Raw genomic sequence first — 13,328 nt, forward strand, 5'->3', positions numbered from 1 at the left:
CCTCCTAGGTCAGCAACTGTCGGCAAATCTCGATGAAACTAGCGGCCCAGCCGGCCAGAAGCGCGAAGATCGCGAGCCAGACGAAAAGCAGGAAATGCCAGTACATGGCGCACAATTCGACGCTGAGGCGAAGCCGCTCCGGCCGGGTTCCGTTCCAGGCGCCGGCGGTGGTTTTGCCCAGGCCCACCAGCCCTCCCACTATGTGCAGGCCATGCATCCCGGTTATCAGGTAGAAAAAACTGTTGGCCGGATTGGCGGTCAGCAAGTAGCCGTCGGCGGTCAGTTCCCGCCATGCCACAAGCTGCCCGATCAGGAAGGCAAGCGCGGTGAGCCCAGCCGTAACGAGACCAAGCCTGACCGTGTCGATCTGGCCCCGGCGCGCGGCGATCGAGGCGCATTGCAGCGCGATGCTGCTCAGGACCAGCACGCCGGTGTTGAACCAGAGCACGCGCGGTAACGGCAGCGCCTGCCAGTCCGACAGCGCCATGCGCATGAAATAGGCGCTGGTGAACAGCGCAAACAGGCAGCCGACGACGGCGAGGAAGACGCCCAGGCCGATCTTGGCGGTCGGCAGCGTCGACCCTTCCAAGCCGATAGTATCCCCAATCACACCTTGCTCGAGCCATGGCTTCGCCATCAGCCGCTGGTGGGAAAGCCACCATCCGGCAAAGCCGGCGATCACGAGAAGGAAGACCAGAATGACGCTCATGCCGGCTCCCTTGAGGAACCGAAGGTGCCCGGCATGTTTTGCGGGATAAAGTCCTCCTTGGCGCCCGGCACGCTGTAGTCATAGGCCCAGCGATAGACGATCGGCAATTCCTTGCCGAAATTGCCATGGGCGGGCGGTGTTTCAGCCGTCTGCCATTCGAGCGTCGTGGCACGCCACGGATTGCCGCCGGCCTCCCGACCATGGCGGATGCTCCAGATCAGGTTGAAAAGGAACACGACCTGAGCAAAGCCGACGAGGAATGCCATGATGCTGATGAAAGAGTTCAGATCGTGGGCCGATTCGGTCATCACCGTCATGTCGGTCAGTTCGTTATAGCGGCGCGGCACGCCCATCAGGCCGATGTAGTGCATGGGAAAGAAAATCAGGTAGGCGCCGAGGAAGGTGACCCAGAAATGGAACCGGCCCATTGCCTCGTTCAGCATCCGGCCGGTGACCTTCGGGTACCAGTGATAGATCGCGCCGAAGATCACGAGAATCGGGGCGACGCCCATGACCATATGGAAATGGGCAACGACGAACATCGTGTCCGACAGCGGAACGTCGACGACGACATTTCCGAGAAACAGCCCGGTCAGCCCGCCATTGACGAAGGTGACGATGAAGGCGAGGGCAAAAAGCATCGGGATGGTGAGGTGGATGTCGCCGCGCCACAGCGTCAGCACCCAGTTGTAGACCTTGATCGCGGTCGGGATGGCAATGATCAATGTCGTGGTGGCGAAGAAGAAGCCGAAATAGGGATGCATGCCGCTGACATACATGTGGTGCGCCCAGACAATGAAGCTCAGCGCGCCGATGCCGACGATGGCCCAGACCATCATCCGGTAGCCGAAGATGTTCTTGCGCGCATGGGTGCTGATAAGGTCGGATACGATGCCGAAGGCCGGCAGCGCCACGATGTAGACCTCCGGGTGGCCGAAGAACCAGAACAGATGCTGGAACAGGATCGGGCTGCCGCCGCCGTGCTGCAATTGTTCGCCCATCTCGACGATGGCCGGCATGAAGAAGGAGGTGCCGAGCGCACGGTCGAACAACATCATCACGCAGGCGACGAACAGCGCCGGAAAGGCGAGCAGCGCCATGACGGTCGCGGTGAAGATACCCCAGACCGTCAGCGGCATGCGCATCAGCGTCATGCCGCGCGTGCGGCCCTGCAGCACCGTCACGACGTAATTCAAGCCGCCCATGGTGAAGCCGATGATGAACAGGATCAGCGAGACGAGCATCAGCATGATGCCCCAGTCCTGGCCGCCCGGCGTGCCGGTCATGATCGCCTGCGGCGGGTAGAGCGTCCAGCCGGCGCCCGTCGGTCCGCCGGGCGCAAAGAAGCTCGACACCAGAACCAGCACGGCGAGCAAATAAATCCAGTAGCTCAGCATGTTGACATAGGGAAAAACCATGTCGCGAGCGCCGACCATCAACGGGATCAGGTAGTTGCCGAAGCCACCCAGGAAAAGTGCGGTGAGCAGGTAGATCACCATGATCATGCCGTGCATGGTGATGAACTGATAGTAGGCTTCCGGGGTGATGAAGTCGAACGTGCCGGGGAAGCCGAGCTGCAGCCGCATCATCCAGGACAGCACCAGCGCCACCATGCCGATTGCGGTCGCCGTCGCCGAATACTGGATGGCGATGACCTTGGCGTCCTGCGAGAAGACGTATTTCGTCCACCAGCTGTGCGGATGGTAGAGTTCCATCTCCGCGACTTCGGCCGGCGGTACCGCATCTGCAGGTGTGACATCGACCATAGGAACACCTCCGTGCCCTTTTTCGGCCAGACTCGACAGTTTCGAGCCCTGCCGCAATTTCAACCCACGTCGCCGTTTTTCCCGGCGTCTACTCTGCCGAGCCCACCTCCTGGGGGGCCGACAATTGCGCAAAGGTCTGCTGTTCGCCGAGCCACGCCAGATAATCTTCCTGCGTGTCGACCATGACCACACCATTCATCAAAGGATGTCCCTGGCCGCAAAGTTCGGCACACAGGACCTGGAAGGTTCCAGTCTTGGTCGGGGTGAACCAGAAATAGGTGACCGAGCCCGGGATCATGTCCATCTTGGCGCGGAATTCCGGAACATAGAAATCGTGCAGCACGTCGATCGAGCGGAGCAGCATCTTGACCGGCTTGCCGACCGGCAGATGCAGGTCGGCGGCTTCGACCACGACGTCGTCCTGGCCGTTGGGATCTCCAGCGATGACGCCCAGAGGATTTTCAGCGCTGACGTTGCGGGTGTCGGATGTGCCGAGCTTGCCGTCCTTGCCAGGCAGGCGGAAACTCCACTGCCACTGCTGGCCCACGACTTCGACAACGGTCGCGTCGCTTGGAACGCTGACGAACTGGTTCCAGACGAACAGGCCGGGAACCAGCATGGCCGTGACTCCGATCGCGGTGACGATCGTCAGCCACCATTCGAGCCGCTTGTTCTCGGGTTCGTACGCCGCCTGATTGCCTTCCCGATGACGGAAGCGGAAGACGCAATAGGCCATGAATAGGACGACGGCGGCGAAGACGACGCCGGTGATCCAGAAGGTGATGATGATGGTGTTGTCGATATAGTCCCAATTCGAGGCAATCGGCGTCCACCACCATGGGCTCAGGAAGTGAAACAACACTGAGCCCACAACGACCAAAACGAGTACAAGCGCGATGGCCATATCCCGTTTCCTCCCGGCATTCCAAGGGGCGTGAAGCCGTCCCAGGTGATGCCAATCGCATCATAGCTCGATTTCCCGTCGAAATTCTAGTGCGGTATTCCGATCGGCCGAAAACGCAATGACGATGGTGTGGAAAACCCAAGAAGAAGGCTGCGCCGAAGAAAAATCTCTGCCCGGAGCGCCAAACAACACGGCAATTCTGCCGACTTGCGAAGGCAGCCCTCAATGCGGCCTTTTTCGCTGTGACCTTAAAGTCGCATGCGTCCACTTGGACGCATTAAGTGCGCTCTGAACTCTTACTGTCCGCACATTGTGTTATCGGAGAATCGATTCCAATTTTCGAGCTGGGGGTAGGCACCAGATTCGTGCGCCCAGGCAGCGCTTCGCGGCTGGCGATGCGAGGTTTTGATAACTATCTGCACCGTGTTGCAAAGTGCAGGGTTGGAGGCATCGTTGAAGCTATTCGTCGGTACCGGAGGCGTGGTCGCCACGGCGTTGATCTGCGGCATCGCCCACGCCTATAGCGCACCTGACAATTGGCGGTTCGACACGGGCAGCGACGGTCGGGTCACCGCCTCGCTCCACGCCACCAACAAGCTCATCACCGGCGGCGGCGCCTTGAGCTACAGCCCGGTCCTGACCATTGCCTGCCGCGCGAATGGCGAACCGCGCTGGAGCGAATGGCTGCGGTTGAACGATGCCGTCTCCGCCAGCCGCACCATCACCGTGTCGGTAACTGTCGACAAGGCCAGCAAAGTCAACGAGAGCTGGTCGGTCGGCACGCGAGGCAGGACGCTGGTTCGGGACGGTGCCGACGGCATCAGGCGACTGGTTTTCGCAGACCGGCTCCATCTGTCCTGGCGCTTCGGGCTGCTGTCGGGGCGAGGCGAGGCCGATTTCGACCTCGCCGGGTTCAGCGAGGCGGTCGGCCAGATCGCCGGCGCCTGCAACGCCGAACTGCCGTAATCGGGTCAGCAGCGGGCCCTTCATACGGGAGTGGTCCTTCTGTCGATTGCGCGCCGGCCGCCGGTCCGCTCTCGCCGGAGGAAATCGCCGCGATCGACGCGCCGCGGCTGCGATAACGAGTCCGGAGTGGCCGCCCCGATGCGCTCAGGGCGGTTCGGAGCGACGCTTCGATGTATCGGTGAATTGCTCCATGCAAACGTCTCGAACACATGCGCGCAGCCAGCGATGCGCCGGATCGGCATCCAGCCGCGGGTGCCACAAAAGTGAAACCGCGATTTCCGGCAAGGGAACCGGCAGAGGAAAACAGAACATTCCATCGCGCAGGTTTCCCGTATGGCGTTCGGGAACGCTGGCGATCAGGTCCGAGGCACGCGCCAGTGCCAGAGCTTCCGAAAAGCCGCCGACGACCGTCACGATCTCCCGCTTCAACCCTAACGGCTCAAGGACATCGTCGATCGGTCGCCTGTCGAGCCCGCGACGGGAGACGAGGATGTGCCGGCCGGCTGCATAGCGGGCAGGGGTGATGGTGATCTCGCATAATGGATGCCCCATCCGCACGACACCGACGAATCGATCACGGAATAGCGCTTGCGCGCGCACCTCCGGTCCCGTGGCTTTTCCGACGACGCCCGTTTCAAGGTCGACGCTGCCGTCGCGCAGGGGCGTGCTGTCCTTGTCCGGCTTGAGCACAAAACGCAGCCGCACGCCCGGTGCTTGTTCGCTGACGCGCGCTATGAGATCCGGTCCGAAATTCTCAACGAAGCCGTCCTGGTTTCTAAGCGTGAAGGTTCGCACAAGCCGTTTCAGGTCGAGTGTCTCAACAGGACGCAGAACGGCTCTGGCGTCCTGCACAAGCTGACCGACCCGCTCGCGAAGTTCGAGGGCCCGGGGTGTCGGAACAAGGCCGCGTCCGGCTCTGACCAACAGCGGATCGCCCGTCGTCTCGCGCAAGCGCGCCAGCGCCCGGCTCATCGCCGACGGGCTAAGCCGCAGCCTTCTGGCGGCGCGTGCCACGCTGCCTTCCGTCAGTAGCACATCGAGGGTGACAAGCAGATTGAGATCGGGATGCGACATGAATGGATCGTAGCATGGTCGGCGCGATCTGGCATGGCATCAAACGCAATGATCAAGTGCAGATGATGCGTCTTCCGTCATACTTGGCAAAGGATTACGTGTCTGCCAGATCCGTTCCGGAGTCGCCAGAAAACGGAGTTCATGTGAAGCCAATCGATGCAGCAGGGGCAGTCACCGGAAATGCGGAACGGGCACCTTCGGTTCGGTGGGCGCTCGCCAGCCTTTCGCTATCCATGTTGTTGTCCTCACTCGGCATCAGCATCGCCAATGTTGCCTTGCCAAGCTTGACGCAGGCGTTCAACGCCTCGTTCCAGGAAGTCCAGTGGATCGTGCTGGCTTATCTCCTCGCCATCACAACCCTTATCGTCAGTGTCGGACGGCTCGGTGATATCACCGGCCGCCGCCGGCTGCTGTTGGCAGGCCTCTTCCTGTTCACGGTGGCCTCGGTCCTCTGTGGCGTCGCGCCGCCGCGCTGGTGCTGCTGCTCGGGCTGGCGCAGGGCTTAGGGGCAGCTGTCATGATGGCCCTCACCATCGCTTTTGTCGGTGAGACAATCCCGAAGGCAAGGACCGGCAGCGCCATGGGGCTGCTTGGAACGATGTCGGCGATCGGCACCGCCCTCGGTCCATCGCTCGGCGGCCTTCTGATTGCCGGAGCCGGTTGGCGGGCGATCTTCCTCGTCAACGTGCCACTGGGCTTGCTGGCCGTTGTTCTCGCCTATTGCTATCTGCCGGCCGACCGCCGGGAGCCGAACACGGGTCGGGCCGGCTTCGATGTTGTGGGTACGCTGCTGCTTGCCTTGGCGCTTGGCGCCTATGCGCTCGCGATGACGATCGGGCATGGCAGTTTTGGTCCGTTCAACATGGCTCTGCTGTTGGCTGCTGGCTTAGGAACAGGCTTCTTCGTACTCGCCGAGGCGAGGGCGGCTTCGCCTTTGATCCGACTGGCGGCGTTTCGTGATCCAGTGTTGAGTGCGAGCCTCGCTACGGGCACATTCGTCTCGACGGTGATGATGGCGACGCTGGTGGTCGGGCCGTTCTATCTGTCTCATGCGCTCGGGCTCGATGCGGCTCTTGTTGGGATCGTCATGTCGGCCGGTCCGCTTGTCGCTGCGCTGACCGGTGTGCCAGCCGGTCGCGCAGCGGACCGTTTTGGCGCTGGGCGCATGAGCATGGTTGGGCTCACGGGGATGGCGGCCGGTTGCTTCATTCTATCCATCGTGCCGACGACGCTAGGCATCCCTGGCTACATCGTCCCAATCGCAGTCATCACATCAGGCTATGCGCTGTTCCAAACGGCCAACAACACCGCCGTCATGACAGAGATCCGCCCGGACCAGCGGGGCGTTATCTCCGGCTTGCTCAATTTGTCACGCAATCTCGGGCTCATCACCGGCGCATCCGCCATGGGCGCCGTGTTCGCGTTCGCCTCAGGGGCGAGCGACATCGCAATGGCGCGTTCCGAGGCCGTTGCCGCCGGTATGCGGATCACGTTCGCGGTCGCGGCGATTCTGATCGTCGTCGCGCTCGCCATAGCAGTTGGAAGCCGAGCTCTCGCGGCACGCGCTTCGATGTCTGCGTGTCATGACACCGTAGTCTGAGCGCAATCCGGACGCTTCCGACGACATGCCGGTGCATGTTCAAACAGGGCCTCAGATCAGCAGCAGGCCCTTCACGCTCGAGTGGCCCTTCTTGCCGATGATGATGTGATCGTGGACGGCAATGCCGAGCGGTTTGGCCGTCGGGATGACCAGCTTGGTCATCTCGATGTCGGCCCGCGAGGGCGTGGGGTCTCCCGGTCTTGTCGACGTGGACGCAGGTCCTCGAATACTGCCGGTCGAAGCGCGTCAGCAACGCCTTGGCGACGGGTTTGGTGTCGGCGCGAGGGAGCAGGCGAAAGAGCAAGAGCTCCAGCAATTCATAGTCGGGAAGGGCGTCGGGGCCCGCGGTGGCGAACCGTTGGCGCAGGCGGTCACGGTGGCCGAGGTAATGCGGCTTTTTCTCGCTCGTCTTGGTTTTCACTGGAGGCTGGAACTGATTTTCGGAGAAGAAACTCCGCTCGTCGCCGCTCTTTGTCGCCATAGGCCGCCCGCTTCCCCTGACCGGAAAGGTCCGGCGCCGGGAGAAACACTATGCCGGCAGACCGGGGCGGTCGAGGTTTTTTGGTGACAGCGTGAAAATCTCGCATCCGGTCTCGGTGACGCCGATCGTGTGCTCATACTGCGCCGACAGCGAGCGGTCGCGTGTCACTGCGGTCCAGCCGTCCGAAAGCACTTTCACGTGCGGCCGGCCGAGATTGATCATCGGTTCGACCGTGAAGATCATGCCCGGCCGCATCTCGACGCCCTCGCTGGCGTTGCCATAGTGCAGGATGTTCGGCGCATCGTGAAACAGCTGGCCGACGCCGTGGCCGCAGAAATCGCGGACCACCGAGCAGCGCTCGCCTTCGGCATAGGTCTGGATGGCGGCGCCGATGGCGCCGGTGCGGGCGCCGGGCCTGATGGCGGCGATGCCGCGCATCAGGCACTCGTGCGTGACCTCGAGCAGGCGCTCGGCGGCGCGCTTGATCGTGCCTACCGGATACATGCGCGAGGAATCGCCGTGCCAGCCGTCGAGGATGTAGGTGACGTCGATGTTGACGATGTCGCCGTCCTTCAACGGCTTGTTATCGGGAATGCCATGGCAGACTACGTGATTGATCGAGGTGCAGGACGACTTCGTGTAGCCGCGATAGTTGAGCGTCGCCGGCAATGCGCCGTGATCCATGCCGAACTCGAAGACGAAACGGTCGATCGCTTCGGTGGTGACGCCCGGCGCGACCATCGACACCAGTTCGTCGAGACAGCGCGCGGTGAGGTCGCAGGCCTTGCGCATGCCGGCGAAGCCTTCCTCGCCGTAGAGGCGGATCTGCCCGGTATTTCTGAGTGGTGCCGTGGCGGCGTCGAGATAGGTGACCATTCTTGCCCGTCTTGCCGGGGCTTCTGATGAGCCCGCGCGAAAATCCTCCCAGATTTGGCACCGGAAGGCGCCAGGTTCAAGGACGAACTGCCGGCGACGGGCATAAGCCGGCGAAATTCGTGCCGTGCGGGCTCAGCTTTGTGCCTCCCAGCCCGCGTTGCGCGTAGGCATCGGGCCCAGGGCGGCCTAGTCAGGTGACGCTTTGGGTAGTTCCAACTTGACAGGTGACGGCAGTTATGCTAGGAATTTATTCATGGTGCAGAGTAGCGCCGACAACCCGTCCACTGAGGCGGGTTTTTTGTGTCAGGCTGCGACGCCAGCCTTCGCGGGCTCCAAATCGAGGTGACGGCACGATTTGACCTTGCCGTCAGCCACCTTCGAGAGAATGAGCCCCCAGGTCCGAAGATGGCCAAGGCAACTTTTTGCCAGGGGATGGCGTTGCTGCGGGAACGTCGCTCGGGAGAGAAACGAATGGACAGGCTGCAATTCGAGGTACCGGTGCGTATCACGCCCGCGCCCGGTTTGCCGATCGAGGAAATATACAGCGTCGAACAGGCGCTCGATTTCCTGCAGGGCTGGCCGGTTCGCCGGCAGGGCCCGGTTTACCAGGCTGCGTTCAATGCCTGCTTCGGCGCCACGGTCGACCTCGTCAAGACCGAGGACGCTTGGCGGGCGTTCATGGCGTTCTGCCGGGTGAGCAGCCTGCTTGCCAGGGATATGCTGGTTCCGGGCAAGCGAGGAGGCAGGGCGAGGGGGGTGAGAGCTAGAGGCCAGGCAAAGGGATTTTGACAGGTCGGGCCGATCATCGATGGTGGCAAATCCAGCCGCCTGCCGCAAATCTACGCGATTGGCTGAATCCTTCTCTCCCTTCGTCATCCAAGGGTCTGCGCCGCGTCGCTTCACTCCTTCCTCCGCCCCTGGGATTGACCAAGGCGTGGAGGCATTACACGGCGCCTGGCAGGCCGCGCCAGCCGGTTTCCAGGCTTTTCAGGAACCGGTCGAAGATCGGGTCGTACCGGTCCGGCGAATCTTCCGATTACCCACATCGTCGGCGGGCCTATTGCCTCGTATGAATCTGCCGTGATTCTGTCCGTGACGCCGAATCACGGAGGCGTCAGGGATGCGAGACAAGACCAGCAGCAGCGAAGCCGCTTGGCAGGAGGAAGAGCTTTCTGCGGCGGCCCTTCCCGACAAGCGTCTGGCCCGTCGGCTGCAACGGTTGCTGGATCAGATGTCAGCTGCGCCGGGCAAGCCAATCCCGGCGGCCTGCGGCGACTGGGCGGCGGCGAAGGCGGCCTACCGCTTCTTTGACAACCCGCGTGTGACAGAACATAGCGTTCTCGCTGGCCATTTCGCTGCGACCGCGGCGCGCGTTGCGGCGAGCGAAGGTCCGATCCTTATCCTGCAGGACACGACCGAATTTATCTACAGCCGCGCGCAGCCGGGCAAAATCGGCTTCACCAAAACCATCAACGCCGGGCGCTACAAGGCCGGGCAGCCCAACGTGCTGACCTTGTGCGGGGTGCTGATGCATTCAAGCCTGGCCGTCACCCTCACCGGCACACCCCTCGGTCTGACGGCGGCGAAGTTCTGGACACGAACGAAGTTCAAGGGAACGCTCGCGCTCAAGCGGCACATCAATCCCACGCGCGTGCCGATCGAGACGAAGGAGAGCTACCGCTGGCTGGAGAACCTGCGCCAGTCCATCGCGCTCGTTGGCGCGCCCGAGCGCTGCGTGCATGTGGGTGACCGGGAGAGCGACATCTACGAGCTCTATTGCACCGCGCAGGACCTTGGTACCAGCTTCCTCGTGCGGGTGCAGACGAACAGGCTGGCAGAGCGGCCTGCCGATGCTGCCCCACACGATCCTGCTCATCGCGTCTTTGCCCAACTTGCGGCGGCGCCTTGGGCGGGACGTCATCGCATTACGGTCGATCAGGACGAGACGACCTGGCTGCAGGTGAAGTTCGCCGCCATCAACACCTTGCCGCCGGTGGGCAAGCAGAAGCGCTACAGTCCGCAGGTTCTGACTTACATCCACGCCCTCGAAGAGAATCCGCCGCCCGGCCGCGAGCCGATCGACTGGAAGCTGGTGACCAACCTGCCGGTCGAAGATCTCTCCGTGGCGGTCGAGAAGCTCGGCTGGTACGCCCTGCGCTGGAAGGCGGAGGTGTTCCACAAGGTCATGAAGTCCGGCTGCCGTGCCGAGGAGGCTAGGCTCGAGACCGCCGAGAGGCTGGCGAAGTTCCTCGCCCTCATCGCGGTGGTCAGCTGGCGCATATTCTTCGTCACTATGTCGGCGCGCGCCAAGCCAGACGCCGCGCCCGACAGCGTTCTCACCTTCGCCGAGATCACTGCGCTCGACCGGATCGACGCGTCCCGAATGCGACCGCGCCTCCAACGGCCCACGCTCGCCGCTTACCTGCTGCAAATCGCCATGCTTGGTGGCTATCTCGCCCGCAACCATGATCCGCCTCCTGGCAACATGGTCGTCTGGCGCGGCATGACCCGCTTGCACGACATCGCCTTCGGCATCTCCATTGGATCAAGCCGACGATGTGGGTAATCGGAAGCCGGCGAATCCCAGAACGGCGCGTGGCCGGAATTGCTGATCAGGTGTTTCCTGCATTCCCAAAGGTTGGAGAACGGGATCGTATCGACGAAGTCGGTGTTGACGAACGGTTCGTCGGCGCCGTTGAGAACCGCGATCGGCGGCGTCTTGCAGGCGACGACCCTGTGCCACGCAGGCTCGAATCGGCTATGGCTCCGGCATGCAGGAAACGTCTCTCTACGTCCCGGTGAAGCGGTTTCTTGAGAGCCTGGAATTCACCGTCAAAGGTGAAGTTGGCGGCTGCGATGTCGTGGGACTGCGTGACGGCGAGCCGCCCGTGGTCGTCATTTGCGAATTGAAACTGCAGTTCAACCTGGAGCTCATACTTCAAGGTGTCGATCGCGCCGCGGCATGCGACGAGGTCTGGCTCGCGGCGAGGATGTCGGCCCGTGGCAAGGGCCGCGAGCACGATCGCCGGTTCCGCGCACTCTGCCGGCGGCTCGGTTTCGGCCTTCTGGGGGTTGGCTCCACCGGCAACGTCGAACTGCTGCTCAGTCCGGCCGCCTTGCCGCCGAGGCGAGACCCGAGGCGAAGATCGCGCCTGGTGGACGAGCATCGGCGCCGGCGCGGCGACCCTGTCGTCGGCGGTGGTTCCCGAACCCCGATAATGACCGCATACCGACAGGATGCGCTGGCCTGCGCCGCTGCGATGGCGGATGGCCCGAAGCGCCCACGCGATCTGAAAACCATTTCACCGCGCGCCGCCAAGATCCTGCTTCACAATGTCTACGGATGGTTCGCCCGGGCCGAGCGCGGCGTCTATGCGCTTACCGACGTTGGCCATGCCGCGTTACAGCGCTGGCCGCAGCGGGCTCCATGATACGCGATACGGATTCCCCAACCGTCAGCTACCGGCTATGAGTGCGAGCCAGCCGATCGTTCACGGCATCTTGCCGCCTCATGAGCGGAGTGCAGCACCGAACTTCATCCCAAGGACCCGGGAAGACCGGAGTTCAGGCGGCCCAGCAGCTCCCTATTGGGGCGACCAACAGCCGGCCGCCGGGCCTGACCGGCTGGCGGTAGGGGTGGCCGGCTGGCGCGAACTATAGTCCCGTCATGTATCATCGCTAATTTTAGTAAAATGGTCATGTTCCGTTCGCCTGGCCGTCAAATCGAATGAGCCTGGAGCCGAATCCATGCCCAAACGAGTGAGTACCGGCGGCTGGCCAGCAGATGGAGGCTTTGGCGTTTCCATGGAACGCAAGCCCAGCAAAACCGGATTCAAGAAACTTCTCGCCGCCGACGCCACAGTGATATCGGCCGATCCGCTGATCGAGCGTTCGGGCGCGCCTATCCAGATTTGCAATCGAAGATGGCCGGCACCAACAGATGGCGGGGGGCCTGATGGGGCGCCGGCCAGGCGGTTTGGGGTCCGCTTGCGTTGTATAATACCAAGCTAGGCGATCAAAGTAATTCCGTGATCGCGGAATGTCGGGAGGCGGTCTACGACGCTCAGTCCTTTGGGTCGTCACAATCTTGCACAGAGCCACCGTCTCCATTTGCCGGGGTTTCCAACCCGGCCAGTTGCCGGTCGGCTACTTCTTTGGCGAGGCCCACCAGAGCATCGACCTCTTGCATCTGGTCCACGTGACCGCCTTTGGCGACGCGTTTCCGGATCCTCTTCAGTTGGTCAGAGGTTCGTCGCAGTGTTTCGGCGATTGACGTCTTCTTGGCCACGCCTGCATCTCCTGTATCCCAACCCTCGAGACGAGCAACCGTTCCAGCCCAAGACTTCTACGGCAACGTCGACATTCAATCGATCCGCCCGATACAGCCCCTCTCAACTGTGAGCGGGCCGTCCTGAAGGTGGCGGTGGCATGGTTGTTGGTTCTGATCCGGATCATGAAGACGGCCAGAAAGTTCGGGCGGCTCGACAGCCTTATGATCGAGAGGCCGCCGAGCCTAACCGGCGGGGCGTTGAAGAGGGGCGGCGCCGGCTGGTAAACACCATAGGCTTTTCATGCAAGGTTGCTAATTTAGCAATGCTGATGCGACATGCCCGACCTTACTTCCATTGCAGGTGCCGGTTACCCCCAATCTCCGAGTTGATAGAACGACACCTGCTCTCTTAGTCTGCGAAAACGTTCGCGCTCGTAGCTCAACCAGGATAGAGCCACCACCCAAGTCTCGGGCAGATGCAGGTTCGATCCCTGCCGAGTGCACCAAAGCTCCCACCAAGCAATCTCGCCGCATTCTGTGCGGAAATTGGCCAAATATAGGATAGGGAAGAGGCGTTTTCGGCCAGGTGCCTGATGAGCGGCCCGAGACATAGGTGACGATTTGTACCGGACACATAGTGTAGTGCACCCCGATTTTGAGACAGAAAAAATGGTAACAGTTC

Annotated in this window: 10 protein-coding genes, 1 tRNA gene and 2 pseudogenes; 6 read left to right on the forward strand and 7 right to left on the reverse strand. The window is 62.1% G+C overall.

Translation table 11 applies throughout. The features are described 5' to 3' along the window. Positions 1 to 4: 4 nt before the first annotated feature. From AC0NID_RS20410 to coxB, 3 genes are all read right to left on the reverse strand, one after another. Positions 5 to 709 carry a cytochrome c oxidase subunit 3 gene (locus tag AC0NID_RS20410; protein WP_473456788.1) on the reverse strand — a complete coding sequence of 235 codons (705 nt, stop codon included), beginning with the start codon at positions 707 to 709 and terminating at the stop codon, positions 5 to 7. Further along, the gene (gene ctaD, locus AC0NID_RS20415; protein WP_473456789.1) at positions 706 to 2,475 is read right to left on the reverse strand and encodes a cytochrome c oxidase subunit I; all 1,770 of its coding nucleotides are present in this window, start codon (positions 2,473 to 2,475) and stop codon (positions 706 to 708) included. Before ctaD ends, AC0NID_RS20410 begins: the two co-directional genes overlap by 4 nt. Before the next feature lie 88 nt (positions 2,476 to 2,563). After that, on the reverse strand, positions 2,564 to 3,379 hold the full coding sequence (gene coxB / locus AC0NID_RS20420; RefSeq protein ID WP_473456790.1) for a cytochrome c oxidase subunit II: 816 nt from the start codon (positions 3,377 to 3,379) through the stop codon (positions 2,564 to 2,566). Between the two features lie 453 nt (positions 3,380 to 3,832). On the opposite strand from coxB, the gene AC0NID_RS20425 reads away from it, so the two are divergent. Next, the gene (locus AC0NID_RS20425; RefSeq protein ID WP_473456791.1) at positions 3,833 to 4,345 is read left to right on the forward strand and encodes a hypothetical protein; all 513 of its coding nucleotides are present in this window, start codon (positions 3,833 to 3,835) and stop codon (positions 4,343 to 4,345) included. A 144-nt stretch (positions 4,346 to 4,489) separates the two neighbouring features. Here AC0NID_RS20425 and AC0NID_RS20430 read toward each other — a convergent pair whose 3' ends face one another. After that, a complete protein-coding gene (locus AC0NID_RS20430; protein ID WP_473456792.1) occupies positions 4,490 to 5,419 on the reverse strand; it encodes a LysR family transcriptional regulator in 930 nt (309 codons plus the stop codon). A 62-nt stretch (positions 5,420 to 5,481) separates the two neighbouring features. On the opposite strand from AC0NID_RS20430, the pseudogene AC0NID_RS20435 reads away from it, so the two are divergent. Continuing rightward, positions 5,482 to 7,019, forward strand: a pseudogene (locus AC0NID_RS20435) (MFS transporter). A 51-nt stretch (positions 7,020 to 7,070) separates the two neighbouring features. Here the strand turns inward: AC0NID_RS20435 and AC0NID_RS20440 are convergent. Then, a pseudogene (locus AC0NID_RS20440) lies at positions 7,071 to 7,500 on the reverse strand (JAB domain-containing protein). A gap of 48 nt (positions 7,501 to 7,548) precedes the next feature. Continuing rightward, positions 7,549 to 8,376, reverse strand: a complete 828-nt coding sequence (map, locus tag AC0NID_RS20445) for a type I methionyl aminopeptidase (protein WP_473456794.1) — start codon at positions 8,374 to 8,376, stop codon at positions 7,549 to 7,551. A 471-nt stretch (positions 8,377 to 8,847) separates the two neighbouring features. On the opposite strand from map, the gene AC0NID_RS20450 reads away from it, so the two are divergent. The 3 genes from AC0NID_RS20450 (at position 8,848) to AC0NID_RS20460 (ending at position 11,807) form a co-directional block, all read left to right on the forward strand. Beyond that, entirely contained in the window at positions 8,848 to 9,165 is a 318-nt protein-coding gene (locus AC0NID_RS20450) for a DUF982 domain-containing protein (RefSeq protein ID WP_473456795.1), read from the forward strand. Between the two features lie 331 nt (positions 9,166 to 9,496). Next, complete coding sequence (locus AC0NID_RS20455; RefSeq protein ID WP_473459517.1) at positions 9,497 to 10,942, forward strand: IS4 family transposase; 1,446 nt, start codon at positions 9,497 to 9,499, stop codon at positions 10,940 to 10,942. Between the two features lie 205 nt (positions 10,943 to 11,147). Further along, a complete protein-coding gene (locus tag AC0NID_RS20460) occupies positions 11,148 to 11,807 on the forward strand; it encodes a DUF2161 domain-containing phosphodiesterase (RefSeq protein WP_473459493.1) in 660 nt (219 codons plus the stop codon). Between the two features lie 632 nt (positions 11,808 to 12,439). Here AC0NID_RS20460 and AC0NID_RS20465 read toward each other — a convergent pair. Beyond that, entirely contained in the window at positions 12,440 to 12,664 is a 225-nt protein-coding gene (locus tag AC0NID_RS20465) for a hypothetical protein (RefSeq protein ID WP_473459491.1), read from the reverse strand. Between the two features lie 410 nt (positions 12,665 to 13,074). On the opposite strand from AC0NID_RS20465, the gene AC0NID_RS20470 reads away from it, so the two are divergent. Next, positions 13,075 to 13,152: transfer RNA gene (locus AC0NID_RS20470), tRNA-OTHER, on the forward strand. The last annotated feature ends 176 nt before the right edge of the window (positions 13,153 to 13,328 follow it).

It is taken from the genome of Mesorhizobium sp. WSM4821, assembly GCF_055901555.1.